General features: G+C 52.8%; 26 protein-coding genes, 1 pseudogene and 1 riboswitch. Of the genes and pseudogenes, 3 read left to right on the forward strand and 24 right to left on the reverse strand.

The genetic code is table 11. The features are described from left to right. Window positions 1-54: 54 nt before the first annotated feature. Together KQH81_RS08635 and KQH81_RS08640 are read right to left on the reverse strand one after the other, a co-directional pair. The gene (locus KQH81_RS08635; protein ID WP_230028061.1) at window positions 55-1,233 is read right to left on the reverse strand and encodes a HAMP domain-containing sensor histidine kinase; all 1,179 of its coding nucleotides are present in this window, start codon (window positions 1,231-1,233) and stop codon (window positions 55-57) included. Then, window positions 1,221-1,895 (reverse strand): response regulator transcription factor, encoded by a 675-nt coding sequence (locus KQH81_RS08640; RefSeq protein ID WP_195250326.1) that lies wholly within the window; start codon window positions 1,893-1,895, stop codon window positions 1,221-1,223. Before KQH81_RS08640 ends, KQH81_RS08635 begins: the two co-directional genes overlap by 13 nt. Before the next feature lie 211 nt (window positions 1,896-2,106). Here KQH81_RS08640 and KQH81_RS08645 point away from each other — a divergent pair, with 211 nt between their 5' ends. After that, window positions 2,107-2,466, forward strand: a complete 360-nt coding sequence (locus KQH81_RS08645) for a helix-turn-helix transcriptional regulator (protein ID WP_022474436.1) — start codon at window positions 2,107-2,109, stop codon at window positions 2,464-2,466. A gap of 188 nt (window positions 2,467-2,654) precedes the next feature. On the opposite strand, the pseudogene KQH81_RS08650 reads toward KQH81_RS08645, so the two are convergent. From KQH81_RS08650 to KQH81_RS08755, 22 genes and pseudogenes are all read right to left on the reverse strand, one after another. Further along, window positions 2,655-3,910, reverse strand: a pseudogene (locus KQH81_RS08650) (relaxase/mobilization nuclease domain-containing protein). Between the two features lie 143 nt (window positions 3,911-4,053). Continuing rightward, window positions 4,054-4,344 (reverse strand): CD1845 family protein, encoded by a 291-nt coding sequence (locus KQH81_RS08655; RefSeq protein WP_230028064.1) that lies wholly within the window; start codon window positions 4,342-4,344, stop codon window positions 4,054-4,056. Window positions 4,345-4,500: 156 nt separating this feature from the next. Continuing rightward, window positions 4,501-4,851 carry a plasmid mobilization protein gene (locus KQH81_RS08660; protein ID WP_407647271.1) on the reverse strand — a complete coding sequence of 117 codons (351 nt, stop codon included), beginning with the start codon at window positions 4,849-4,851 and terminating at the stop codon, window positions 4,501-4,503. Then, complete coding sequence (locus KQH81_RS08665; protein ID WP_230028068.1) at window positions 4,848-5,021, reverse strand: DUF4316 domain-containing protein; 174 nt, start codon at window positions 5,019-5,021, stop codon at window positions 4,848-4,850. The genes KQH81_RS08660 and KQH81_RS08665 overlap by 4 nt, the downstream gene beginning before the upstream one ends. Before the next feature lie 15 nt (window positions 5,022-5,036). Beyond that, on the reverse strand, window positions 5,037-5,858 hold the full coding sequence (locus KQH81_RS08670) for a defense against restriction DarA-related protein (RefSeq protein ID WP_230028071.1): 822 nt from the start codon (window positions 5,856-5,858) through the stop codon (window positions 5,037-5,039). Between the two features lie 125 nt (window positions 5,859-5,983). Beyond that, on the reverse strand, window positions 5,984-6,352 hold the full coding sequence (locus tag KQH81_RS08675; RefSeq protein ID WP_230028074.1) for a cysteine-rich VLP domain-containing protein: 369 nt from the start codon (window positions 6,350-6,352) through the stop codon (window positions 5,984-5,986). A 174-nt stretch (window positions 6,353-6,526) separates the two neighbouring features. Beyond that, on the reverse strand, window positions 6,527-7,279 hold the full coding sequence (locus tag KQH81_RS08680) for a DUF4366 domain-containing protein (RefSeq protein ID WP_230028076.1): 753 nt from the start codon (window positions 7,277-7,279) through the stop codon (window positions 6,527-6,529). A 2-nt stretch (window positions 7,280-7,281) separates the two neighbouring features. Continuing rightward, window positions 7,282-7,536, reverse strand: a complete 255-nt coding sequence (locus KQH81_RS08685) for a DUF4315 family protein (RefSeq protein ID WP_230028078.1) — start codon at window positions 7,534-7,536, stop codon at window positions 7,282-7,284. Window positions 7,537-7,550: 14 nt separating this feature from the next. Then, entirely contained in the window at window positions 7,551-9,173 is a 1,623-nt protein-coding gene (locus KQH81_RS08690; RefSeq protein WP_230028081.1) for a C40 family peptidase, read from the reverse strand. After that, the gene (locus KQH81_RS08695) at window positions 9,154-11,523 is read right to left on the reverse strand and encodes a VirB4-like conjugal transfer ATPase, CD1110 family (RefSeq protein ID WP_407647272.1); all 2,370 of its coding nucleotides are present in this window, start codon (window positions 11,521-11,523) and stop codon (window positions 9,154-9,156) included. The genes KQH81_RS08690 and KQH81_RS08695 overlap by 20 nt, the downstream gene beginning before the upstream one ends. After that, window positions 11,471-11,866 carry a PrgI family protein gene (locus KQH81_RS08700; protein WP_230029268.1) on the reverse strand — a complete coding sequence of 132 codons (396 nt, stop codon included), beginning with the start codon at window positions 11,864-11,866 and terminating at the stop codon, window positions 11,471-11,473. The genes KQH81_RS08695 and KQH81_RS08700 overlap by 53 nt, the downstream gene beginning before the upstream one ends. 5 nt (window positions 11,867-11,871) lie before the next feature. Further along, on the reverse strand, window positions 11,872-12,432 hold the full coding sequence (locus KQH81_RS08705; RefSeq protein ID WP_444028132.1) for an MT-A70 family methyltransferase: 561 nt from the start codon (window positions 12,430-12,432) through the stop codon (window positions 11,872-11,874). Window positions 12,433-12,449: 17 nt separating this feature from the next. Beyond that, window positions 12,450-13,235, reverse strand: a complete 786-nt coding sequence (locus KQH81_RS08710; RefSeq protein WP_230028084.1) for a DNA-methyltransferase — start codon at window positions 13,233-13,235, stop codon at window positions 12,450-12,452. Further along, entirely contained in the window at window positions 13,225-13,791 is a 567-nt protein-coding gene (locus KQH81_RS08715) for a septation protein SpoVG family protein (RefSeq protein WP_230028086.1), read from the reverse strand. Before KQH81_RS08715 ends, KQH81_RS08710 begins: the two co-directional genes overlap by 11 nt. 17 nt (window positions 13,792-13,808) lie before the next feature. Continuing rightward, window positions 13,809-14,675 carry a VirB6/TrbL-like conjugal transfer protein, CD1112 family gene (locus KQH81_RS08720; RefSeq protein ID WP_230028089.1) on the reverse strand — a complete coding sequence of 289 codons (867 nt, stop codon included), beginning with the start codon at window positions 14,673-14,675 and terminating at the stop codon, window positions 13,809-13,811. 11 nt (window positions 14,676-14,686) lie between these two features. After that, window positions 14,687-14,899 carry a Maff2 family protein gene (locus KQH81_RS08725; protein WP_007488149.1) on the reverse strand — a complete coding sequence of 71 codons (213 nt, stop codon included), beginning with the start codon at window positions 14,897-14,899 and terminating at the stop codon, window positions 14,687-14,689. A gap of 94 nt (window positions 14,900-14,993) precedes the next feature. Then, on the reverse strand, window positions 14,994-16,847 hold the full coding sequence (locus tag KQH81_RS08730; RefSeq protein WP_230028091.1) for a VirD4-like conjugal transfer protein, CD1115 family: 1,854 nt from the start codon (window positions 16,845-16,847) through the stop codon (window positions 14,994-14,996). Continuing rightward, window positions 16,834-17,319, reverse strand: coding sequence for a PcfB family protein (locus KQH81_RS08735; RefSeq protein ID WP_456151764.1), 486 nt, complete (start codon window positions 17,317-17,319; stop codon window positions 16,834-16,836). The genes KQH81_RS08730 and KQH81_RS08735 overlap by 14 nt, the downstream gene beginning before the upstream one ends. 51 nt (window positions 17,320-17,370) lie before the next feature. Then, entirely contained in the window at window positions 17,371-18,075 is a 705-nt protein-coding gene (locus KQH81_RS08740) for an antirestriction protein ArdA (RefSeq protein WP_230028093.1), read from the reverse strand. 118 nt (window positions 18,076-18,193) lie between these two features. After that, window positions 18,194-19,120, reverse strand: coding sequence for a DDE-type integrase/transposase/recombinase (locus KQH81_RS08745; protein ID WP_230028096.1), 927 nt, complete (start codon window positions 19,118-19,120; stop codon window positions 18,194-18,196). Window positions 19,121-19,242: 122 nt separating this feature from the next. Further along, window positions 19,243-19,551 carry a DUF7768 domain-containing protein gene (locus tag KQH81_RS08750; RefSeq protein WP_230028098.1) on the reverse strand — a complete coding sequence of 103 codons (309 nt, stop codon included), beginning with the start codon at window positions 19,549-19,551 and terminating at the stop codon, window positions 19,243-19,245. A 304-nt stretch (window positions 19,552-19,855) separates the two neighbouring features. Then, window positions 19,856-21,388: a ParB/RepB/Spo0J family partition protein gene (locus tag KQH81_RS08755; RefSeq protein ID WP_230028101.1), complete on the reverse strand. Its 1,533-nt coding sequence runs from the start codon at window positions 21,386-21,388 to the stop codon at window positions 19,856-19,858. 310 nt (window positions 21,389-21,698) lie between these two features. Next, window positions 21,699-21,861, forward strand: a riboswitch (cobalamin riboswitch). 127 nt (window positions 21,862-21,988) lie between these two features. On the opposite strand from KQH81_RS08755, the gene KQH81_RS08760 reads away from it, so the two are divergent. Next, complete coding sequence (locus tag KQH81_RS08760; RefSeq protein ID WP_051196207.1) at window positions 21,989-23,581, forward strand: ABC transporter substrate-binding protein; 1,593 nt, start codon at window positions 21,989-21,991, stop codon at window positions 23,579-23,581. After that, window positions 23,581-24,528 (forward strand): ABC transporter permease, encoded by a 948-nt coding sequence (locus KQH81_RS08765; protein WP_027638344.1) that lies wholly within the window; start codon window positions 23,581-23,583, stop codon window positions 24,526-24,528. The genes KQH81_RS08760 and KQH81_RS08765 overlap by 1 nt, the downstream gene beginning before the upstream one ends.

The raw sequence follows: 24,528 nt of genomic DNA on the forward strand, positions 1-24,528 counted from the left end.
ATACTCTCCATGTGTTTTCATGGAGAGTATAAAGGGGAAATATCTACTTTTTATCTACAAAGTGGGAGATTTGAAATAGGCAGATACATTCGCTCCGTTGACGGTATTCCGAATTTGCAAATAGCCGTTATGGTGTTCACAAAGCAGCTTGCAAATATATAACCCAAGTCCGAAATGCTCAGAATGGTTGCTTTCCCCTGTGAAGTACGGATTTGCAGCTTTTTGTAGGCTGTCTTTATCAAAACCATTCCCATCGTCCGATACGGAAAGCAGCAAACCGTTGTCATGCAAGGTGAAAGATATTGTTACTAAAGTCCGGGCATACCGCACAGCGTTAGAAATCAAGTTGTTGCATACCTGTGAGATAAATGCACTGTCAAGAGAAAGTTGCAAAACAGATATGTCATTTTGTAAAATCAACTCTTTTCCGTTTTTCGTACAAATGATTTTTGCACTGTCATACAAAGAAGATACCAACGGTTGTAAGTCAATCAACTTGTACTCTGGCTGCGTATCTTCCATACGCCTAATGTTGCTCATACTGCTTACATAGTTTTCCATACGGGAAATATGCTTTCCCATTGTGGCGGCGGTTTCCATCGTTTGGGAATTGTCGCTGGTTTGCAGCATTTCGTTATAGCCTTTTAGTACTGTTAGAGGGGTACGCAAATCGTGAGCAAAAGCGGCGTTGAGTGCTTTTCGTTCTTCAACTTGCCGCCACATTTTAGAGAAATTGTCCGCAAGGGTTGTCCGCATGATTTCAAAGGACGCGCAAAGCTGTCCCAATTCATCGTTGTTATCATAGTCGATTGAAAAGTCCAAGTCATTGTTCGCTATTTTTTCAGAAGCAGTCCGCAGTTCCGCAAGCGGCTTTTTCAGCCTGTTTCTGTAAAACAGCAGCGCAGCAGCGATAATACAGAATGCAGAATAGATAGGAGTTGCAACAATGGGAAGTTTCTCCAGTAGCGCAATGGTACGCTCGTCCTCTTTAGACATCGGGACGGGCACTATTCCGATGTAAGCGCCGTCACCCAACTGTTCCCCCTGCTCATTCGTCAAATAATATTTTTCGCCGGACGGGGGATAAGATGCTCTGATACCTTCGGCAGCACTACCACAGATCGAAAAAGTCGTTACGGATAGAAAGACTGCGAGTACAACAAAGGCAATTACATAGAGAACAAGGCTTTTTCGGAGAGATAAATAGTGCTTGCGGCAATTTACTTGACCCATTTGTATCCACACCCCCAAACCGTTTCAACATACATATGGTCGGTATATGCAGCAATTTTAGTCCGTATCCTGCGGATATGCTCTGCCACAACGCTGCTGTCGCCCTCGCTGTCATAACCCCAAATACGCTCATAAATCCGTTCTTTATCAAAGACCTGCCCTGGACTTTGAGAAAGCAGTTCCACAATATCAAATTCCTTTTTTGCAAGACCGATACGCTTATCACCAAAGAACAAGCAACGTTCTGAATAGTCAATCGTCAAATCACCGGAAAACTTGACTTGTGCTTCAAAATTGTGTCGTGCCTCCCGGCGCAGATGAGCACGCACCCGCGCTTCAAGTTCCACAAGTGAAAAGGGCTTCACAATGTAATCATCGCCACCAACAGTAAAGCCTTTTACCTTATCTGTATCTTCGATTCGAGCAGTCAAAAAAAGGATTGGGCAGGATATGTGATCGCGGATACGCTTGCAAACTTCTAACCCGTCTGTTCCGGGCATATTGATGTCAAGCAAAATAATATCCGGTTGTTTTTCCACTTGCTTTAGTGCTTCTGCACCATTGAAAGCGGGCAGGACACGAAAGCCCTTGCTTTCAAAAAAGCTGCCGAGCATAGAAACAATGTCGCTTTCATCATCAGCAATCAGTATTTTTGATTCCACTTTACGCACCTCCTAATAATTGAGTGTAGCACTCAACTTTCAATTATTTATCAATTTTACTTGCGGAAAGAAATCGGAACTTTAATATATATTCTACTTTACATCGGTCCAAAGCTCAATATCGGAAAGTGAAATTAAATAGTCGGTATTATGAAATATACACTCGTTCAAATAACGATACCTGAAATGTAAAATTACATTAGGTGATATTATGAAGATTGAGAGAGATGAACGACGATTTGATTTTCGCGATATAGGGCTCGCCATCAAGCGGGCACGGGAAGCCGCCGGGATGACGCAGGAGCAACTGGCTTATATTGTTGACCGGGCTCCACGCACTATCATGTATAATGAGAATGACGGCCAACACCCCAGCCTCAACACCTTTTATCAGATGGTAACAATGTTTGATATATCGGTAGATCAATACTTCTATCCGTCCAAAAATAAAGGGAGCGAGTGCAGAAAGCGGATTGACGCCATGCTGGGTTCCCTGGACGAAAAAGAATTAAAAATTGTAGAAGCCACCATCCAAGCGATGAAAGCGGCTAAGGAGACGGAGGATGCGTAAAGAGCACGCGCCTCCGTTTTTTGCACCCATTTCCGGGCCTGCACGAAACGGCAAGCAGGGCAGGTGTGCCCACACCTGCTATTTTTGCGTGGCCGGGAGCCCCGCAAAAATGCTTGTTGGGGAGCTCCCCAAACCCGCCGGACTTCTGGACACTTTGTCCAGAAGTCCTTGTTGTCTGCGGCCCGGCGCTATCGCTCCTGGGCCTTATCCCGCTCGTCCGTATGTCCGAGCAGATGGTCGATGTTCCCCTTGACGGCCACGGCCTCCCGCATATCCGCCTGGGCCTTGCGGTATTCCGCGTAAAGGGCTTTTTTCTTTTCCGCCAGTTCCCGCCGCTTCTTTTTCAGCGCGTCCATTTTGGGGAGCTTCGCCCCGTCTAACAGCTCATTCATAGCGGCCTTTGCCGCCCGGTAGTCAGAAAGCTCCGTCTCGTGCTGGGCCAGATATTTTTTAGAATACCGGGCCGCCTTGTAGCCGTCGAACACGGGCCGCGTCTTTGCGTACTGCACCACCGCGCCCATGAGCTGGGACGTGTGGGAAAGGGTCGCTTCGGTGTCCCGTAGCTCCCCGGCCAGCGTGTGAAAGCGATCCACCGCCGCCTCGGTGCTGGCTGCAAGCGCCTCGTAATCGGCAAGCCCATGCTCCCGGAGATACAGGAGCGCGGCGGCCATCTGCTTTATGTTATAGACTTTGGCCCACCGCTCATAGGCCGGGCCTTTGCCTTGGGCCAAACGGTTTTGAATGTCGATGATAAGATCGACACGCCGGGGCGAGGGTAGGCCCTCTTTCGGCAGCTCCGGGATCGGGCGCTCCCCGGCGATCACCGCCCGGATGTCCTCCGGGTCAAAGCCGGGGCCCAGGGTGGACGAGCGCAGGCGGGTGGGCTTATCCTGCCCAGGGCCCCCACGACGGCCAGCCGCACCCGCTGTTTGGCCGAGGGCGGGCGCTCCCCGATCCATTGTCCATAGTGGAGAAAGCGCCCCTTGCTGTGGAGCTTCGGGTTTTGGATCACGGACAGGTCATGCTCCAGGCACACCCGGTCAGAGAGTTTCCGCAGGGCCGCCGCCGATCTGAAAAAGTCCCGGAATTTCCCGGTATAGTCCAGGGTGGTGGAATTGTAATAAATGTGATTGTGAATGTGCTGGCGGTCTGTATGGGTGGCAACGAAAAAGGCGTGCTTGCCCTTTGTCCAGCGCATGGCCGTTTCATAGCCCACCCGGTTTGCCTCCTCCGGGGTGATCTCCCCAGGGCGAAAGGACTGCCGGATCTGATAGCAGAGCACATCCGCATCCCGTTTTTGTTCCCGGCCCGTGACAGCCTTGTACTTTGCCTTTGCCAGAAGAAACTCCGCGTCGGCGGTGCGGTGGTCGCACTCATAGGCGGAAATGAGCTCGCCGCCCTGGGTTTTCTCCGGGTTCTGGCCGTAGTCAAAACGGTCTTTCAGCGATTGGGCAACAGTTTCCCCCTTACTGATATGATGGGTAATCAAGCGCGTTGTGGCCGTATGCTCACCTCCTTCCCACAGATGAAAACAGGCGGCGGGATAATCCGCCGCCTGCCGCTTCTGGACAAAGTGTCCAGAGGTCATCAGCTTGTCATAAAATACTGCAAGGCATATTTCACCCCATACAGACGATCCAGCAGCCACTCTCCAATGGCCGGGAGCCCAAAGGGGGAAACAAGGAACGCCAGCACCAGAGCAGCAATACAGCCCGTATGCAGCCCCGCGAAAAAGGCGCAGGCCGCCAGCAGGACAAATACCGTACACGCAAGGCCGCAGCACGCGCCCGCGATGCAGGCAAGGAACGAGAGCACCGCCACAATGAGCATCAGCGCCAGGACAAAGGGAGCCGCGATAATTTTTAAGATTGTCCGCATGGTTCATACCTCCTACAAAAATTTGATCTTTGCCTCTATATGTATATTATAACTCCGTAGGAGGGGGACAACAAGGATGACTCCGGCTGCCCCCACCTCTGGACAAAGTGTCCAGAAGCCGGGGCAGCCGGGGAGCGTCACGCTCCCCGGCAAGGGTTAAAGCTCCACCACCGCCGACAGCTTTTTGAGCAGATCGGACAGCGGCCCCCACAGGGTTTCATAGTCCCGCTGCAACGCCTTGATCTCCTCCGGGTAAATGCCGCCGTAGGTGTTGGCCTGGATCGCCACCTGGTTTAGATTGTTGGAGCACCGCCGCTGGAGGGACACCAGCTCCCGCACGTCGGAAAGGTCAACATGGAGCACATAGCCATTGAGGGCCATTTTCCGCACATAGGCCCCCAGGTTGCGGACGCCCGCCTCGTCCATGCGTTCCCGGATCAGCGCCAGTTCCTCCTCGGATACCATGACGTGCAGGTGGATGGGGCGGCGGCGTTTCTTCTGGCTCACCGATCCTCCCGATCCAGGCTCCGGCGGCGGTGGGGCGGTTCCTTTACCTTGTCCAGCGGCTTTTCCTGCTCCGGGGGCGGGGCCTGGTTGTTGAGTACGCCATCCAGCATATTGTAGTTGTGCTCGGTGGCAATCTCCGCGCTTTTCATGGGGTTATATTTTTCTTCCATAAAATCCTCCTTGTCCTATCGTTCGCCCCGGTCGGGGGCGCTCCGTTTGAGCGTGTCCTGGCCCCGGCCAGCCTGGGCCTCCCGCTGGGCCGCTTTCAGTTGTTCGGCAATCGGCTGTTTGCCCTTTTCCTGCTTGTGAGCCCTGGCCGCCGCTTGACGCTCCACGCTGCGGACGCGGGTGGTGAGCTGCTCCGGGGTAACATATTCTTTCGCCACATAGCAACCGAAGTCGTGATAAAACCAGGTTAGCCGCCTTTGCTCCGGGACGTGGTGAGCGTCCTCCCATTTGCCCACCACCTGGGCCTGGGCGTCCATCTGCCGCCGGATGTCCAGATTGTCGCGGGCGGGCCGCAGCTCATAATCCCGCATTTCCTGTTCCGTCAACGGCTGGGCATAGGTGATCGCTCCCCACGCCTGGAACGCCTCGCCCGGCACCTGCTGGCGGGTGGGGTATATGTCCATGTGGACAGGGCGGTTGAAATCGCTTTTGGGATAGGTGCCGATGTCGATGGGCCGCTGGGTGGAGTAGTATTTGTAGGTTTCCTTGTCCGGGGCCTGCTCCACTTCAAACACATAATAGCGCCGCTGATAGTCCTCGGCCCGGTTGTGCAGGTCACGCTCGGCCATGTCCGGCTCGTTGTGGTAGTGGCCCCAAAAGTAGTCCCGGTGCCCGTCCTGCTCGTTGAATTGCCATGTCACATAGGGGTTCGGGGCCTTGGGGTTTTCCCCCAGCACAAAGCCGCATTTGTTGTCAAACAGGATCGTGCGGCGGATCACATAGCCTTGATTTTCTTCCAGAATAACACCTCCTTGAATGTGCCCGCCACCTCTGGACAAAGTGTCCAGAAGCGGCGGGGCAGATGTTGACAGCATTTCGGCAAAACAGGGGCAGGCCATAGAAACACACGGCCTGCCCCAAAAGCGGCCCCGGAAAGCCTTGATACAAGCGGGTTTTTGAGGGCCTAATTGTCAACATCACAGCTCCGTTTCTTCTGCATATATTCCCGTTGCTGGCGGCGGTGGGCTTTCTTTGCACAAGCCGCCGAGCAGTAGGCCAGCCGCCCATCCAGGGGGACGGGCCCCCCGCAGACCGGGCAGGGCTTAAACTCCGGGGGCGGCCCCTCGCTCATAAGGGCGGCCTCCAGCGCCGGATCAAGGGGCAGGACGGCCTCCCGGAAATAGCGGCAATAGGCACCCGTCCAGCACTTGCCGAACATATAACATTCGCACTCCAGGGGCAGGCAGCCATATTCCTTGTCATAGTTGGCGCACCACTTTGTCACCAGGGCGCGGATTTTCCGTTTTTCCTCGCGTGTCAGTTCACGGGACACGGCCTCACCTCCCGTCAGGGGTTCTCAAAAGCTCCCGGTAACAAGCCATACAGCGGATGCCGCGCCAGTAGGGGCACCCGGCGCACCGGGAGCCCCTGGGCGCTTTCGGGACAGACGGGGCCATGGGCTGGGGGCGCTGCTTCATCATTTTTTCATAACGGTTATTGGTAAAATTCATTGTTCCTCCTCCTCGCTGTTTTCGTCAGGCTCGTCCTCGTCCCAGGGCGGGCCGTCGTCCTCATAGTCCTCCGGCTCGGCATCATCGTCCTCCGGTTCGCTGTCTTTCTGCCGTTTGGGGCGGATCACCTTGAAATAGACCGCCGCGCCGCCGATCACCGCCACCGCCAGAATGAGCAGAAGCGTCCCCATATTGCCGTCCGTTTCCGGTTCGGCCTCCTCCGGGGCGGGTTCCTCGGTTTCCGCTGGTTCCGGCTCCGGCTCCACGCCCACGCACTCGGCTATCTTGAGGGAGCAGACCGGGCAATCCGTGTTGACAGCCCCCGCCGCGCATTTTTCCGAGCAGGAACAAACCGCCTGCTCCACGCCCGCGGCCTCCGCCGCCGCCAGCAGGTCGGCCTCGTCCACCATGTTTAAGAAATAGGTTTCGTATTGCTCGCCCTCCTCGTCCACGGGCTTGTCATAGTCGATAACGATGTAAAAGGTGCTGCCGCCCGCCGTCTGTACCGTGATAAACTGCTTGTTGGTGTGCTCGTCATAGAGCAGATCGCGGGTGACGAGGTTGCCCTCTTCCTCAAAGCCCTCACCGGGCTCAATGGTGGGCTCCGGCTCCGGGGCCGGGGTTTCCATGGTGGGATCGCCGTAGTCCTCACCCTCGCCGCCGCTGGCATAGGCATAGGCCGGGGCACCAAAGGCGCATAAAAGAACGGCGGCGCAGAGCGCCGCCGCCATCAATCGAAAGCGTTTCATCTTCAATTTTCCTCCTTTCCGCCGTCCTCGGACTTCTGGACACTTTGTCCAGAGGTGCCGCCGTCCCGAAGCCGCTGGAGCACCAGAGGCAGCTCCTCCAGGGACACGCTCATGCCCCGCACAATGTCCACGATCTCCGTGTTTTCGGCCTCCAGCTTGTTTTTCTCCAGCTCTTTCAGCCGGGCCTGCTGTTCGGCTATTTTGGCCTTGACCTTTTCAATCTCGGCCTGGATTTTCTGGCTTTTACTTGCTGCCATACATAACCTCCTCGTCATGGTAAACGCCCGTAGGCGTAGAAATGAGATTGCCAGTAGCTTGTGTTCAGATTTGCGTAACTGATGGGATCTCCGCAATGGATCATCATATTGTCCCCCACATAGATGCCGCAATGGGACACGCCCGCCGTGTCATAGGTGCCCACAAAGAACACCAGATCGCCGGGTTTCGGGTTGCTGGTAGGGGTGCAGATGTTATAAAGCCCCTGGGCCCCCAGGCGGCCCACATTCCAGCCGGAGTGATTGATCACCCAGGACACAAAGCCGGAGCAGTCAAAGGACGTGGCCGGGGAGCTGCCGCCCCACACATAGGGATAGCCCAGGTATTTCTCCGCCTCGGAGAGAATGGCCGCAAAGGCTTCATCGTCCAGATATTCCCCCGGCACGTCATAGTCGGCGGGCGGTTTTGTGTATTTGTCCACATACTCCGAACCGGGAAACAGGTCGGGGCGGTTGCCCAGGGTGGACAGGTAGAGGGAATACCGGGCCATCTGTTCCTCGCTCATAAGTTCCAGGGGCAGATGGGACAGGTTACGGTTTTCCAGCGTAACATAGCAGATATACCAGGAGTAGGGATCGCCCTCGCTGTCATACCGGGTTTCCCGCACCACGCGCTCCGTCAGGATATACTGACGGTCAAAGAGGGTTTCCAGGGTGCCCTGCACCTCGTCCGCCGTCCATTCCCCCTCGTGGAGCACAGACAAAATGGAAATGAGCACATAAGGGTCGTGCTCGATCCCGTCCAGGTCAAAATGGTACTCATCATAGCTGTGGGTGCTTTCGTAGGTGTCCAGGTAGTGTCGCAGCTCCGCCTCCATGCCGGAATAGCTGGCCTCCGCCGCCAGAATATCCTCGTCCTTTGAGGGGTAAGTGGTCGCGCCCACGGCCCCCGCGCCGGAGTTCCCCAGCATCACCAGGGAGGAAGAACAGGACTGCATCACAAAGAGCAGGAGCAGGCAGGCCAGGGCCAGCAGCACCCCCACGGGATGACGCTTCACAAAGCCTGCGATTTTTGCCCCGGCTTTTTCTGTGGCGGCGGCTGTCTTTTTGGCCGCGCTTGCCGCCCCGGTCTTTGCAGCCTCCCGCGCCTTTTTTTGATACTGCTTTTTTAGGCGGTGCTTGCGCCACATCCGGGAAACGGAATTGCCGGACATTTCCGGGTGCTCCTGGGCGGCCATGCGGAAATGATAATCCGCCGTTGCCTTGATATATTTGGACTCCGCCTTGTGGACAGCCTTTGCCGGGTGCTCCCGCACTTTCTTTTTAATGAACCGGGAGCCATGCCGCAGGGCGGACTCGCCCACCAGCTCGGAGCGGTGAGCCCCCTCGGTGCCCACATTTTCCTGTTCCACTTCAAACAGTTTCCCATGCACAAAGCCGTGGACGCCCCGGCCCGCCGTCCGGCCCACACGTTTCACCGGGCCGGGCTTTTTGGGCGGCTTCTGTTTTGCCAGCTTGTCCTTGGCCTTTTCCAGCTTTTCCCCGCGCTGTTCCATGCGGAGCTTAGATGCGGCGGCCTGTTCCTGTTTGCTTTTCTGGCGGAATTTCGACTTATGGACACTTTGTCCAGAGGTGCCCCCGGCCTCCGGGCCCGCCGCTTTATTCGTTTCCTGCTTCATGCTTCAAGTCCTCCGGGCGGGTAGTGAGCAGGTTATAGATCTCCCCTTTGGGGAACCGATCCACAAACGGGATGGTCACATCCCCATAGAACAGCAGCCCCTCGCCCGCGTTAGAATGGGTGATATAGGAAAGCTGGTGCTCGGAAATGCCGAGCTGCTTTGCCAGAATCGCCCGGTCACTTTGCGCCTGGGCCAGCAGGATCATAAAGTCGGTGTTGTCTAAAATGGCCTCGATCTCCCGGCTGGCTAATAGGTCTTTGACGTTCTGCGTTAAAGCTGACGGCACACAGCCTTTTTTGCGGAGCATCTTCCAGACGGCCACAAAATAGCTGGCGGTGAGCGCGTCCCGCAAAAGGATATGAAATTCATCGAAGTAGCACCAGGTAGAAATACCGCTGTGAAAGTTCACATTGACAGCAGAGGTCACAAAGTCGTTGGTGATGTGCATGGCGATCTTGCGCAGGTTTTCCCCCAGCCCTTTCAGCACGATACACACCACGCGGGCGGTCAAGTCCACGTTGGTCGGGTGGTTAAAGAGATTGAGGGAGCCGGTGCAGTAGAGTTCCAGGGCCGTTGCCACACGGCGGGCCTCCGGCTCCGGCTGCTTCAAAAGCTCCTCGTACAAGTCCTGGAGCAAGGGCGGCTTGCCGTCCCCGATCCCCAGGGCCATATCCCGGTAAATGAGCCGCACACAGCGGTCAATCACGGTTTTCTCAATGGGCTGCAAGCCGTCCTTGCCGCCCACCACCAGCTCGCACAGGGACAACAAAAAGTCCGCTTTCATGGAAAGCGGGCTTTCGTCATCGTCCAGGTCAAGCTGGATGTCCATAGGGTTGATATGGCTGGGAGAACCGGGAGCGATCTCGATCACCTGCCCGCCCAGCCGCCGCACCAGCGGCGCATATTCGCCCATGGGATCGACAATCAGAATCCGATCCTTTGGGATGGTGAGGAACACGTTTAAGAGCTCCCGTTTTGCGGCGAAAGATTTTCCCGATCCCGTGGAGCCAAGGTACAGGCCGTTGGCCGATTTCAGCTTTTTGCGGTCAGCCATGATGACATTGTGGGAAAGGGCGTTCATGCCGTAGTAGAGGGACGGCCCGGCCATACGCAGCTCCCTTGTCATAAAGGGAATGAAGATCGCCGTGGAGCTGGTGGTCATACCCCGCTGGATCTCCACCTCGTTGTAGCCCAGGGCCAGGGAAGAAACGAACCCCTGCTCCTGCTGCCAGTCCAGCCGCTTTAGGGCGCAGTTGTATTTCTGCGCGATACCGCCCACCGTAAACACATCGTTTTCCAACCGCTGGCGGGTGGGGGCAAGGTTTACCACCGTGAACGTCAAGAGGAACATCCGCTCGTTGCGGGATTGCAGATCGGCCAGCAGCTCCGCCGCGTCCTTGCTGAACGTGATAAGGTCAGGCGGGAGGATGTCGGGATCATACCCGGCCCGCACCGCCTTGCGCTGTTCTTCCACTTTCATTTTGCCGATGTCGGAGAGCTTGCCTTTGACGGTCTTAATGGCTTTGAGCTGATCCACCGTCTGAACGTGCATGGTGACAGTCAGCTCCGCATCCAGCTCCAAAATCTCCGACAGCAGCTTGTCCGAGAGCTCGGAGGCCAAAATCTGCAAGTAGGACGCCGCGCCCCAATACTGGCCCACCCGGAACGTCCGGGACTGCCGGAAGTCGAAGCTGTCCGGGGCGATATAGTCCTTTGTGCCCATGCCTGTTTTGGGGATGTCCTGCCAGGAGAAACAAAAGGCCTCCCGGCTGCCGGGGTGCATCTGCCCATGGAGCAGGGCCAGCCGCTCCCGCCCATCGAGAGCCTCCGAGGGCACGCCCAGCCGTTTCAGATTGCCCGTCACATCGGCCTCCACACGTTCCAGGCGGGGCCGGGCCTCCCCGATGCTCCCGGCTGGCAGGCCGAATGTAATGTATTTAGACCGCTCGATGCCGTTGTTGCTTTTGGCGATCTGGTTTTTTAACATCCCGGTAAACTCGGCCCGGACGCTGTTAAAGCTGTCCTGGGCCGGGGGAATGTTCACCCGGTACTTGCTCCGGGAGTGGGAACGGCGGTTGATAAAGGAAAGCTGGAACGGCAACGAGGTATCAAAGTAGTTGAGGAATGAGCTCCAGCCGCCGAAAATGGCCGTCTGATCCTCGGTGCTTGCCACCGAATAATTGATGTCTTCATATTCCACGGTTTTTGTGTAGAGCCCGCCGGGGAGCTGGCACACCCCGTCCGGGTGCATCACCAGATAGGGGATCGTCTGCTGGGCAGACAACGCAGCTTTCCGTTTAGCGCCCTTTCCGGGGCCGCGCTTTTGGTTTTTTGCTGTTTTCAATCGCATCCTCCTTTCCCGCAGCGCCCCGCTGGGTAAACGGGGCGTAAATATTCTGCGTCTGATAGGGCCTGATCCCAGGCCGCAGGAAACGGGCCCGGATGATGTTTTTCACCACCTTTTCCAGCGGGAGCCCGTCTTTTTCATACATCGCCAGCAGAAACGCCGGGAGCGCCACGGCCATCATCAGGAACATGGCCCCGGTATTGCCGATGGTGCTCCGGGCCAGCAGATAGGTGGGGACGCCCACCGCCGCCGCAATCCCGAAGCATACAAGCTGGCGTTTCGTCAGGTTAAAGGCAAGTTTCGTCTTGACCTTTGACAAATCGTTTGGAACATTTACATAGGGAATTTCAATCACTTCCTTTCCGGCCCGGCCACCTCTGGACACTTTGTCCAGAAGTCCGGCAGGGTACTTTCCACCTCATTTCCCCACACATCCCAGCCGGGCGGCGTCTGCCTTGCGAACAGCTCCACCCTGGGCAGGTCGCCCATCAGGGCCACGATCTTATCACGGGCCTCGTCCGGCTTTTTGCTGTGGGCTTCAATGGGGGAAATGATAAACTGGTGGACATTGGCCGCCTGCCGTTTCGGGTGTCCCCGTGTTGCCAGCAGGCACACCTCTGCGTTGCCCCGTGTCCAGAAGCCCAGGCCGTAAAACCAGCCGGGGGACTTGCGGTTTTGTTTGAGCCAGACGAAAGCAACGCTCTTGTAAGTAAAGCCCCACGCCTGGATCAGCCGCAGGGCCTCCGGGAGCTGGGGAAAGGTAGCCCACAAAAAAAGCGCGCTGTCCGGGGCCGCAAGATCGGCCACAGGCAACGCGCATAGCTCGTTGATCCCCATGGTGGGATAATGGTTTTCCGCCGCTCCCTGTACCTTTTTTGCGGAATACCGCCAGGGCGGGTCGGCGTAAATGATAGAATACTTCTCGATGGTTACACTCCTTTCTCCCCGGCCTCCACCGCCGCCCGCGCCAGACGGATGCGCTCCGTAGCGGCGGCATAGTAGGCCGGGACGGTTTCAAAACAAATAAAGCGGCGGCCTGTGTTGAGGGCGGCCACCGCCGTTGTAGCAGAGCCCGCGCAGATGTCCGCCACCACCTCGCCGGGCCGGGTATAGGTCTTGATGAAATACTCGCACAGCTCTACCGGCTTTTGCGTGGGGTGGACGGTGCGTTGGACGGCTGGAAAGGTCAGCACATTTCCGGGATAGCGCAGGCCGTCCTCCGAGCCGCTGCCGGAACGGGTAAATTTCCCGTAGTTGGTGCTGTTCCCACGGTTGCCCGCAATTTTCTTGTAGGGCTTGCCCTGCTCAAACTGCGGATTGTAAAGCGGAAGTTTCTGATAGAACACCAGAATATTCTCCGTCTTTTTTAGCGGAGCCCGCCTTGCGTTGAGAAATCCGGTGCAGCGGCTTTTGTACCATACCCACTCATAGCGGAGCATGGACAGGTTGGATGCCCCCAGCACCTTGTCATAGGGACATTGGGCAAAGAACAGCACCGCGCCCTCCGGCTTGACCGCCCATTTTACCGCCTCCCACAGTTCAGGGAGCGGCAGGGGCACATCCCAAAAGTTCCGGGTGGTGCCATAGGGCGGATCGGTCAAGAGCATATCCACGGAATGACGGGGCAGGGAGTGCAGGCCCTCAATGCCGTCTTGCAGGAACAGCCCCTCCGGGGACTTCTGGACACTTTGTCCAGAGGTTGCCTTATCGGTCATCCCTGGCCTCCTTGCCCTTTGCCGGGGTGGGCCGGGCGGCGTTTTCCTTTCCGGCCTCCTTTGCCGCTTTTGCCATTTGCTCCTTGATTGGGGCGGGCCGCAACGCCTCGGCGCGGGCAATCAGCTTTTCCACGGCCTGGGTATAGCCCTGGGCCGCCGCCGCGTCCAGCCGTTCCTGCAAGTGGCGATCCATCACCCGCGCCGTGGAGCGGTAGCCTGTCCTGCTGGTGGGATCGGGTTTGCTGGGTGCCCCAAGAAAGACGCCGTTTTTTCCGTCTATCACCCGGAAATCATCCACCACCATACCGCCGATATTCACGCTGGCAAAACCCATCGTCTTGCCCTGCTTTTCAATGGGGCGCACCGTCACCTCAATCGGCACCTCGGCGGCCTCCAGGTTTTTCTCCACGCGAAGCTGTACCGCCTCGTCAATGGAAATCCCCTGGGACTCTGCCAGTTCCGCGATGGGGGCTTCAAAAATCAAGCGGCGCATTTCTTCCATCGCCGCCTCGTCCACAACAGGGCCGCCCTGGGCCGCTGCCTGCATTTTTGCCATAGACAAACTCCTTTCTTTTAATGTGCGTTAAAGATACTGCGGGCAATCGAGCCCGTTTTGAACAGCATGAAGCAGAGCAGGACGGTATATCCCACAATGCCCCAGATCGCGCCGATGGGATCGCCGCCTGTGGCGATCCCCTGGATCAGCACCGCATAAATGGCGACGCATACCAGAATAAGCAGCCCTTGAAAGCCCACGGCAAACAGGGAGCGCAGATAATTCTGGCCCATTTGCCCCACCTCCCGGTGGGAGATGGTCGCCATGGGGATGGGGGCCAAACTGGTCAGGATATAAATTTCCAGCATACGGCCATAGACTAAAACAAAAATGACGATGCCCAGCACCCACATCGTAACACCGATAATGGAGGACTGGAGCCATAGGCCAATAAGGGGCCCAACATCCATCCCCTCCAGGGTGGTTTCCAGTTCTGCCAGCATATCCGGCGTGATGTCCGTGGAGCCCTGGATCAGACCGCCCGCCTGGGCGATCACACTTTGGGACACATCGAACACCGCCATCACGATATTGAATGTGTTGGAGAGAATGAAGATGGCGCAAGCGGTTTTGAATATCCACTTGTAGATATTCGCCACGTCAAACTCGTGCATATTGTTTTTTTCCAAAAGCATCTGGATAAGCTCATAGGTGGCAACGAAAGTCAGCACCATCCCGGCAATCGGTAAAATCACCGTTTCGGAAAGCTGGCGTATGAGGGAGAAAACCCCGGCGTTCCATGCCGCCGGGGTCGTCCCCACCTGTACCGCGATCTCTCCGACCTGGGCATTGACATAATCGGTAAGCCCTTCCAGGTTGCTCATGATCCCGCTGATGAGCAGCTCTTTGAGCCAATCCGTAAGCCAGTCGGTGAGAAAATCCATAGGCCCCTACCTTAAAACAGGCCGGACAGCAGAGGGATCAGGGTGGTGCCCAGCAGGATGATACCACCGCCCGCCATGAGCTGCTTCATGCCCTGGCTTTTGGAGCCGGGGTTGTCGGAACCATAACCTTCCAGCAGGTTCACAACACCCCACACGCCAAGGCCAGCGCCCAGGGCCACAACAAGGGTCTGCAAAGTATCGACAGCAGAAGAAAAGAACTCCATAAAACCTCCATTTCTCCGGGGTTCCCCGGCTATGAAAAAAGCCGCCATTTCTGGCGGCAGGTCACAACCTCTGGACACTTTGTCCAGAAGCCCTTTATACAAAAGCGTCCGGGTCGTCCACATCGTCATAGTTGAGGATGTCCTCGTCCTCGCCTATGGGCGCTGTGTCCGGCGCGTCCGCCTCGTACACCTCACAAACCTCGGAAAGCCCTGGCCGCCTGCGGCGGTTGATGAGCTTGTCCAGGTCAAAGGCGTTTTTCTGTTTATCGGCTTCCGCCGTGTACTTGTAGTTCGGGTGCTTTTTCAAGTCATATTTGGGGGAATAGAACGGGGGCAGGCCCCGAAGCTGCAAAATGCACTTGTCGCCGGGCATCGTGGCGAGTTCGCTGGGTGTCATCAGCTCCCGGCCCAATCGCTGGGTATTGAGATTGTAGCTTTCCGACTGCCCCTTTGAGCGCCCGTCCGTCTGCATATAGATGGTCGCTTTTCCCAGCCAGTTCTCGGAAATCTCCTTGATGGTGGAGCTTTCCCGCCCGCCCAGGAAGATCACGCTGTCCATGTTGCCGAGTATCGTTTCCGCATGGTCTTTGTAAATGGCCTTGCATTGGGCCATCTGCTGATAAAAGAGCGTCAGCGACACCTCACGGGAACGGATGACGGCTACCAGCTTTTCAAGCTGGGGAACCTGGCCCGTGTTGGCCGCCTCGTCCCACAGCACCCGCACATGATGGGGCAGGCGGCCCCCGTGAACACTGTCCGCCCGTTCACACAGCAGATTGAACATCTGCGAAAAGGCCAGGGCAACCAGAAAGTTATAGGTGGGCGTGGTGTCGGAAATGGTGAAAAACACCGCCGTTTTCCGATCCCCGATGCGGTCAAGCTCCAGCTCGTCATAGGCCATGATCTCCCGGAGCTGGGGGATGTCAAAAGGGGCCAAACGGGAGCCGCAGGAAATCAAAATGCTTTTGGCCGTCTTGCCGCTTGCAAGTTTGTATTTCTTGTACTGCTTCACAGCAAAGCAATCCGGCTTTCGCTTTTCCAGCCCCTTAAACATATAGTCCACGGCATTTTGGAAATTTTCATCGTCCTCCTTGACCTCCATGCCGGAAATCATATCTACCAATGTATTCATATTCCGATCCTCAGCGGGGCCCTCAAAAATGATATAGGCGATCAGGGCGCAGTATAAAAGCGTTTCCGCCTTTTGCCAAAATGGATCGCCCTCTTTGCCCTCGCCCTTTGTGTTGCTGATCAAAGCATCCACAAATTTCAGAATATCGGCCTCGTTTCGGATATACGCCAGCGGGTTATAGTGCATGGACTTGGAAAAATCTATGCTGTTAAAAACTTTGATTTTATACCCCCGCCGTTGCAGAAAGCGGCCTACCTGTCCGAGAACACCTCCTTTGGGATCGACCACCACATAGCTGCATCCGGCCTTTTTATCCGCGCTGGCCTGCAAGATCTGCGGGGTAAGCCAGAACCGGGTTTTGCCGGAGCCGGACGAGCCGATGACGCAGGCGTTAAGGTTGCGGGCGTTGGCCGGGTTTTTGGGGCGGGTATTCATGGTAAGAAACTCCGTCCCGGTGAGAATGATATTGTTTTCAAACTTTGGATCGACAAAGGGCTGGATGTCTTTTGCCGTTCCCCAACGGGAGGAACCGTACTCTTCATCCCGCCTGTACTTTTTCGCGTTTTTGCTTTTCACATAGATCAGCAGGCGAAAGGCAGCCGCGCCCACAATGCCAACCAGCCAGTCAAAGGGAGCAAGCCCCGGCGCAAAGTCGGCAAAGGCCGGGCCGATAGTCTGGCCCAGCCCCAGGAGCTTGTGGGCGAAGTCTGCGCCAGCGGCCAGCCGGTAGGCCGTCCCCAGCTTTAGGCAGGCCCACAGGATAAACAGATAAGGAATATTGGGTATCACATATTTTTTTACGCTATCTGTCCTCATGCGCCGCCTCCTTTACCCGTTCTTTCTTGTGGGACGGCTGGCGGGCCAGTTCAGCGGCGGCCCGTTTGAGCTGTTCCCGGATGGGAACACGCCTGGACTTTGAACGCTTGAGCAGCCGTTTGGAATACTCTGCGAAACAGGCGGTAATGGCGTCGGCCTGCCCAGCCTTGAAGAAAAGCAGGTGTCTGTCCGGCGCTACCTTGTAAAAGGCATAGTCCACATTCCATTTCCGGGCCACCCGGTCAAAGAGGGCGGGAGCCTCCACCTCAATGCTGTTGGCAGAAGCACCCTGGCCCATAAGCTGGCCCACCGTCTGCCTGCCGTGGGGCGTTTGCTTGGCCCGGTGGTGTTTGGCAATCTTCCGGGCAATCGTTCCCAATACATAGGCAAGCCCTTTTGCCGTCAGCTTGCTTGCCTTGATCGATACCGCTATGGTGCGTCTGGAAACATCCTCGTCAACCAGGCGGATCACCCCCTTTCATACAAAAAGCGGCTCCTCTGGACAATGTGTCCAGAAGTGCCGCTATCGGTCATCATGTTCTTTTGCGGTCATCTTGCGATAGCCATCCAGAGAGGAACCGTCAATAATTTCCTTATAGGCGGCCATCTGTTCCCGGATGGAAAGTTGCGGATAGGAGAAAACCCTGTGTTCGGCGGGAATGTCCTCGATCCCGTGGTAGTGCTCAATAAATTTGCCGCCGTTGTTCAGTACATAGCCGCCTGGGGCAAAGTGGCCGTCCTCGTTGAGCCGGATGTCCCGCCCGTATGCCTCATAATCGAAATAGTCTTTCAGTTCTTCCGGGATTGGCAAGTCCTCCGCAGAGTAGCGGCCTAAATCTTCCTCGCTTTCAATGTCGGGATAAAATTCAAAACAATCCAGGTTTTGCGTCAGGTTGATGAGGTCGGCCACGCTAGAAGTATGCTCGCCGCTGTCGATCACCGCCTCGAATTTCTCCAAATCACTTTGATCCAGCTCGGAGAGCAGGCAGGCCAGATGGTTAAGCTCGTCCAGATTTTCATATTCGGTCAGATAGTCATAGAGCCCCAGCACATCACCGTCAAAGCTGGTAATGAAAAACTCCTCGTAACGCACCCCATCCACGCCGATGCGTTTCAGCAGACCTTGCACCTCCTCTTTGGTGGTGGGGAATTTCAGCGTTTCTCCAACCAGCTCACCCTCGTTGTATTTTCCCAGGTTGGTAATGTAGGCTTCAAACAGTGCAGGCATATCAGCGCCGCCCCTGGCCCTTGACGGTCAAAATGCCCTCCAGGGTGGTGGCTGTGATCCCCAGCCGCTGGGCAACGGCGATGTCATTCTTTACCGCTGTTGGTTTGTCAAAGATGTGTTACACATTAGGGAAAGCGAATAAGACCTGCTTGGGAGAGCGCCAGTTGAGAGGACGCATAGGGAAATTGTTGTAAGCGCGCTCGCGAATGGCGAGTTGTTTTCTGAAATCGTCAAAGGAAAAGAAGCGATGAGAGGCGTAGAACTCCTCGTTATCCTTGCGGTGACTGCGTTCCACCTTGCCATTATGTCTGGGCGTATAAGGGCGAATCAGCTTGTGGCGAATCCCGAGACGCGCCAGCTCCTCCTCAAACAGCGTGGGTGTATTCCCTCCCTTTGGCAGAAGGCGCTTTGTAAATTCTGTGCCGTTGTCTGTTTGAATGCATTCAATGGCGTAGGGAAATCGCTCAACCACGTGCCTGAGGAACACAGTGGAGGAATAGGTGCTGTGCTCTTCAAATGCCTCAAGATACCTAAAACGGCTGTACTCATCGAGGAAGGTGTACTGAAACCACTTCGTTTCCTTCTCTTGACCAACCATGCAGACTGAAGGCACGAATTTGACATCGATTTGCCCGCGCTGACCGGGATATTGCATCTGTTCATAAGGCTTCGGAATATACTTGGGGTTTAGCAGCTTGACAGCCATCTGTCCATGCTTACGTAAGAAGCGATATAGACCAGAGATGGATCTGGTGTATCCTCGTTGTCTGAGTTTAACCCAAAAGACAACCAAACCGGTATTGGGGTTTCTGCGCCGCATATCCAGGATGAGTTTTATCTCTTCGGGAGTATGCTGGTTCGGATGGCTGTGCGGTCTGTGAGAAAGGTCTGCCAACGATTCCAGTGTTCCATCATAGCGTTTGCGCCACCGGTAAATGTATTGACGATTGAGCCTGTAGTGAATCGCAGCCTTTGTTACACCGTGTTGATATGAATATTCCATTACTGCTTGCCGAAACCGCATGGTTTGTGTTATTGTCTTCATAGCGGATAGGTGACCTGCCTTTCGGTTTTGTCTTGACAACTCAACCATACCACAGGTCTTTCCTATTCGCTATCTTTTTTCCGCTGATAATATAAAATCGGCACCTTGCTGTCTATTTCATTTTATCTGCCCCTGTAACACATCATTGTACAACCTACAGCAACGGCGATGTCATTCTTTACCGCCTCGTTGACATAGTTCCCGCACACCACCAACACGCGGGAGCGCCGGAGCAGGTCGCGCCCCATGTCGATGCCGTTCTTATGTTCCTCCGGCACCGCGTCATTGAGGAACAGCGGCAGGAAAAGCATAGGGCAGATGGGGGAATAGCCCGCGTCATAGACAATACGGCAGTATTTAGCCGCCTGTTCCGTAATCTCGCACTCGTCGCCGCGCCATGCGGCGGTCACATACGCAAGGGGTCGTTTCATAGTCAAAACCTCCATTTCTTTCCTTATATATAGTAGATAGCGTCAACCCTATCTCCCCGCCCTTTCCCATTCATGGGAAAGGGGGCGGCTCTGGAGGATATACCCCCGTCGCTTCGCCGGAAATAGCACAGCCGGGCCAGGCCGTCAAGGGCATGGCCGCCGCTATGCGGCGGTGCGCTGCACCCTTGACTGCCTGTACCCGGCTGTGCTGGAAGATACCCGGCGACGGGGGATATATCACCGCAGAGCCCATCCCAAACGGGGAGCGTCTGCCTCTGGACAAAGTGTCCAGAAGCGGGGGCGGTTACTTGTCCAGTTCGTTCTTTTTCTCCGGCTTTGCCAGTTCGGGCGGCTGCTTTTCTTTCCACTCGTCCAGCAAGGCCAAAATCTGCGCTTTCATTTTGGCCGGGGTCACTTCCTTGCCAAAATATTTGTTGAGTTCGTCGGTACTGATGATCACGTTATCAACCTCCCTTTTTTCCTCGCTTAAAATACCATCGATCACGTCACCATTGAGCAAGCCCTCCTGATCCAGCTCCCGGAGCCGCTTTGCCTGCTTGACGGTGGGGGACGCCACCTCCCCATCAATCGACACGGCAATCAGCCGCTGGTTTTCCGGCTTGATGTACGACAGCTCCACGGAGGGCATAAAGCCCATGCTTTTTGCGTCCACCTTTTCCAGAAGCTCCGGGACAAGATGGTTGAGCCGGACATAACGGAGCACCTTTTTATAGTTCATGTCATGCTCCTTGCCCACAATCTCCACCGAGAGCTTACCCAGGGCTTCCGCCTCTTTCTCGTTTTTGGGGCGGGCCCCCTGGCGCTTAATGGCCTCCAGTTCCAAATCCAGGAGCTTTGCAAGCTCGCTGGGGAGCGGTTCACCCCGCTGCTTGTTGCTGTTGCGCATTTCCCGGACAGCTTCCAGGTCGGTCATCTCCCGGACAATACAGGGCATTTCCTCGAGCCCGGCCCGTGTGCCGCCATGGTGTCGGCGGTGTCCGGCGATGATCTCATAGCCCTTGCCGTCCTTTTCCGGGCGGACGGTAGCAGGTGTCATAATGCCATGCTCCTTGATCGTCCCCACCAGATCGTCCATGGCCTTATCGTCCTGTACCTTGTAGGGGTGCTCCCGGAATGTATGGAACGGGTGAAGCTCCGCCATTTTCAGATAGACGATTTTTCCCTCTTCCACCGGGCGGGGCGGGACTTCCGGCATAGGCGGCAGCTTGATCTCCGGGGGCGGCGCCTCCGCCTCCTTGACAGGGGCGGCCTTGCCTTTTGGAGCTTTCACGCCGGGCCCAATCCCCCCGGAGCCCGTTTCCTTGTCCTTATCTTTTTTTCCACCTCTGGACACTTTGTCCAGAACGCCGGGGGCCGGGGACTTGTCAAGGGCCGCCTTGTCAGCCTTAGCTGGGCGGCCCTTGCGGGTGCCCGGCCCCTTTTCCGGCTTGTTGGGCTCCACCTTATCCTTTGCCTTTTTGGGACGGCCCCGGCGCTTTTGTGCGTTTTCCTCCTCCTTGATTTCATCCAGGGATTTTTCCCAGGGTGGTTTTTCCTCGTTCCCGAACAAGTCACGGAACGCCTCATCCCCATGTTTGGGGGAGCCCTCCTCGACAGCCGGGCCTTCCGCTGTTTTTTCCCCGGCGGCCCGCGCCTCCGTCAGATCAATGACCTTTCCAGACGGGGCAGCGGGTGTATTTTCTTCCTGTGGAGCCTCCGGGCCGGGATGTTCCGGCGCGGGCTGTTCTGGTGTGGGAGAGCCGCCCGGCTCGGCAGGGCCGGGGGACTCCGGGACCTGCTGTTCCTCCAGGCCCGTTTTCAGCTTGTCATCCGCCATTCACAAAACCTCCTTTTTTGAAATGAAAAAAGGTCAGACCACACGGCCCGGCCACCTTAAAAAGATTTCCCCCTTTCCTTTTCAAAATATATAATCGGCACCACTCCTTTCTCTCTCCGAGCCATAAAAAAACGTCGCTTTTCACAAAGAAATAGCGACGTTTTCGTGTAGGTTGGCTCGGTTTTTTGGTGTTTTATGATTATGCCATTGTATAAAAACCTAACTCATTTTATGTTATAGTATTACATTTATTCTATATTAATTATAATATTGACAATTTAATCTATGATATGTAGTATTAAATATGAAAAGTACATAAATTATTTATGATTAAGGGAAGCACGGTGCAATTCCGGCACGAACCCATCACTGTAATCATGGACAATTCCTACAAAACCACTGGAGTCAATCTGGGAAGGGTAGGAGGCGAAAGAAGTGTTAGTCAGAATACCAATCATAAATATATAAATATTAAATTAGGGGGAGCAGCTGATTTAATATATTTTCATTATTTTTTGTGAAAACAAAGCGAAAAATGGGTAGCTTTAGCATATTGCTAAAGCTTTTTTATTGCTCTAAATTACAAAAGGAGAGAAAAAGATGAAAAAACTAATCAAAAGCAAATTAATGACAATTGCTATGTCTATTATTGTGTTTGCAACCATACTAACAGGATGTACAACTAATAATGGATCATCTTCAAAAAAACAAGAATTAAATTCTTTAAATGAGGAAAAAGAAATCGTACTAGCAGCAGCTAGAGATTTGTCACCTGGAGAAACTGATGCATATTATACAAGTTCAATTTTATATGTGTGGGAACCTTTAATTGGTTTAGGTGATGATGGTGCTCCAACTCCACAATTAGCAGAAAAATGGACTCATTCCGATGATTATAAAGAATGGAATTTTAAAATTAAAGAGGGAGTAAAATTTCATGATGGAGTTGATTTAAATGCTGATGCAGTTATAAAGAATTTTGAGAGATACACCAACATGAAAAAGAAAGGTTCTCCTTTTTATTCTTTTAATGTAGATAAAACTTATCCAAATTTAAAGAACTTTGAAAAGGTTTCAGATTATGAAATTAAGTTAACATTTAATGAGCCTATTTCAACTTTAATATTTAATATGGCTAGATTTGGTAGTGCTATTTATAGTCCTAAGTGTTTTGATGTAAACACTGGTGATTTTACTACTTTTGCACAAGGTACAGGCCCTTTTAAAATTATAGAACGTGAAAAAAATCAATATGTACTACTTGAAAGAAACGAAAATTATTATGGTGAAAAAAGCAAGGTTAAAAATGTTAGAGTCAAAGTTATACCTGATTCTCAAACTCGTTACACAGCATTAAAGTCAGAAGAAATCATGGGAGTTATGGATTTAGGTGCTATTACCCCAGAACTTGCTGCAGAATTATTAAAAGATGATAAATTTGCAACTTCTACATCAAACTCAACTATAACACAATTTATAGCTGTTAATGGAACTAAAGCACCATTTAACAATGAAAAAATTAAAGAAGCACTAAGTTTATTACTTGACAGAGATACTATAGTAAATGAGTTCTATGGCGGACATGGTACCCCAACAATTAATATTTTAAATCAAGCATCGCCATTTGCTAAAAAAATAAAACCAGTATATGACCCTGAAAAAGCTAAAAAAATTATTAAAGAAGAATTAAAGGGTGAAACTATGGAATTAGATTTCATAATTCCATCTTATGGAGTAGATCGTTATCCATATAAAACAGTAGCTGAATACATTCAATCAGTTTTAAGTGAAGTAGGATTAACTTCTAATATTACTATTCTTGATGGTGCTGCCTTTAAGGAAGCTCAAAAAAATGGTAATTACAATATAGCTTTACATACTCAAGGTCTTCCAAATGCAGAACCATTTACTATATTTAGTGGATATATGAGTAGTAAAGGATCTAGTAATATAGCATACTCTCTAGGATATGTTGATAAAAGAGCTGATGAACTTATCGAAAAATTGAAAGTTACTATGGATTTAAATGAGAGAGGAAAAATATATGATGAACTTCAAGATATATCCGCATCACATCCTTCAGATATTCCTTTATTTGAAGATGTAAATTTAATTGCATATAACAAAAAAATAACTGGATATGAAGCAACAATTTATGGAACAACATTAGCAAATATGGAGTGGATTAATTAGTGAAATTTTCATTTAAATATCTAATTAAAAGATTATTAATGACCATCCCTGTTTTAATAGGTATAACATTTTTAGCTTTTATTTTAGGTGTCATCGCACCAGGTGATCCAGCTGTTGAATATTTAAGTATGGATGGAGTATCTGCACCTACAGAAGAAGAAATAGCTAAAACAAGAGAAGAACTCGGATTAAACGAAAATATATTTATACAATATGAAAAGTGGACTATTAAGGTTCTTAAAGGTGATTTAGGTAAATCATATATAACAAAAACATCTATAAGAGAAGAAATACAGAGAAGGCTTCCTATAACCTTCTCTATTTCTCTAATGGCAATATTTTTTGTAATAACTATTTCTATACCTTTATCAATAATCATGGCCTTGAATAAGGATTCAAATATTGATAAATCAGGAAGAATATTGTCACTAATTCTAGCTTCAATGCCTGGATTTTGGATCGCAATTATTATGCTAAGTATATTTTGTGAAAGACTAAAATGGTTGCCAACCAGTGGATATGGAACTTTTAAACATTTAATAATGCCAGGTTTTGTGTTGTCTGCTGGTACAATTGGAACAATTATGAGACTTCATAGAGCAACTCTTATTGAAGCATTATCTCAAAATTATATAATTACAGCCAAATCAAAAGGATTAAAAGAGAAGATTATAATTTTTAAATATGCATTTACTAATTCTTTAATGCCTATAGTAACCTTACTTGGAAATTACTTTGGAGCAATATTAGGTGGTTCAACAGTTGTTGAAGTTATCTTTGGAATACCAGGAATGGGAAGTTATGTTATAAAAGGTATAATGAGTAGAGACTATCCAGTTATACAAGGTTATGTGGTCTTTACCGGCATAATTTTCTTAGCATTCAATTTATTAATTGATTTATGCTATTTACTTCTAAATCCACGTATGAGATTAGGAGGAGAATAA

The organism is Clostridium cadaveris, assembly GCF_020911725.1.
Classification (GTDB): domain Bacteria; phylum Bacillota; class Clostridia; order Clostridiales; family Clostridiaceae; genus Clostridium_X; species Clostridium_X cadaveris.

Coding starts and splice junctions, on each gene's coding strand:
- KQH81_RS08725 (WP_007488149.1), bottom strand. CDS start 14,899: ATGGAGTTCTTTTCTTCTGCTGTCGATACTTTGCAGACCCTTGTTGTG.
- KQH81_RS08685 (WP_230028078.1), bottom strand. CDS start 7,536: ATGGCAGCAAGTAAAAGCCAGAAAATCCAGGCCGAGATTGAAAAGGTC.
- KQH81_RS08760 (WP_051196207.1), top strand. CDS start 21,989: ATGAAAAAACTAATCAAAAGCAAATTAATGACAATTGCTATGTCTATT.
- KQH81_RS08745 (WP_230028096.1), bottom strand. CDS start 19,120: ATGAAGACAATAACACAAACCATGCGGTTTCGGCAAGCAGTAATGGAA.
- KQH81_RS08720 (WP_230028089.1), bottom strand. CDS start 14,675: ATGGATTTTCTCACCGACTGGCTTACGGATTGGCTCAAAGAGCTGCTC.
- KQH81_RS08665 (WP_230028068.1), bottom strand. CDS start 5,021: ATGGAAGAAAAATATAACCCCATGAAAAGCGCGGAGATTGCCACCGAG.
- KQH81_RS08655 (WP_230028064.1), bottom strand. CDS start 4,344: ATGCGGACAATCTTAAAAATTATCGCGGCTCCCTTTGTCCTGGCGCTG.
- KQH81_RS08695 (WP_407647272.1), bottom strand. CDS start 11,523: ATGCGATTGAAAACAGCAAAAAACCAAAAGCGCGGCCCCGGAAAGGGC.
- KQH81_RS08690 (WP_230028081.1), bottom strand. CDS start 9,173: ATGAAGCAGGAAACGAATAAAGCGGCGGGCCCGGAGGCCGGGGGCACC.
- KQH81_RS08730 (WP_230028091.1), bottom strand. CDS start 16,847: ATGAGGACAGATAGCGTAAAAAAATATGTGATACCCAATATTCCTTAT.
- KQH81_RS08680 (WP_230028076.1), bottom strand. CDS start 7,279: ATGAAACGCTTTCGATTGATGGCGGCGGCGCTCTGCGCCGCCGTTCTT.
- KQH81_RS08740 (WP_230028093.1), bottom strand. CDS start 18,075: ATGCCTGCACTGTTTGAAGCCTACATTACCAACCTGGGAAAATACAAC.
- KQH81_RS08645 (WP_022474436.1), top strand. CDS start 2,107: ATGAAGATTGAGAGAGATGAACGACGATTTGATTTTCGCGATATAGGG.
- KQH81_RS08755 (WP_230028101.1), bottom strand. CDS start 21,388: ATGGCGGATGACAAGCTGAAAACGGGCCTGGAGGAACAGCAGGTCCCG.
- KQH81_RS08710 (WP_230028084.1), bottom strand. CDS start 13,235: ATGACCGATAAGGCAACCTCTGGACAAAGTGTCCAGAAGTCCCCGGAG.
- KQH81_RS08635 (WP_230028061.1), bottom strand. CDS start 1,233: ATGGGTCAAGTAAATTGCCGCAAGCACTATTTATCTCTCCGAAAAAGC.
- KQH81_RS08750 (WP_230028098.1), bottom strand. CDS start 19,551: ATGAAACGACCCCTTGCGTATGTGACCGCCGCATGGCGCGGCGACGAG.
- KQH81_RS08715 (WP_230028086.1), bottom strand. CDS start 13,791: ATGGCAAAAATGCAGGCAGCGGCCCAGGGCGGCCCTGTTGTGGACGAG.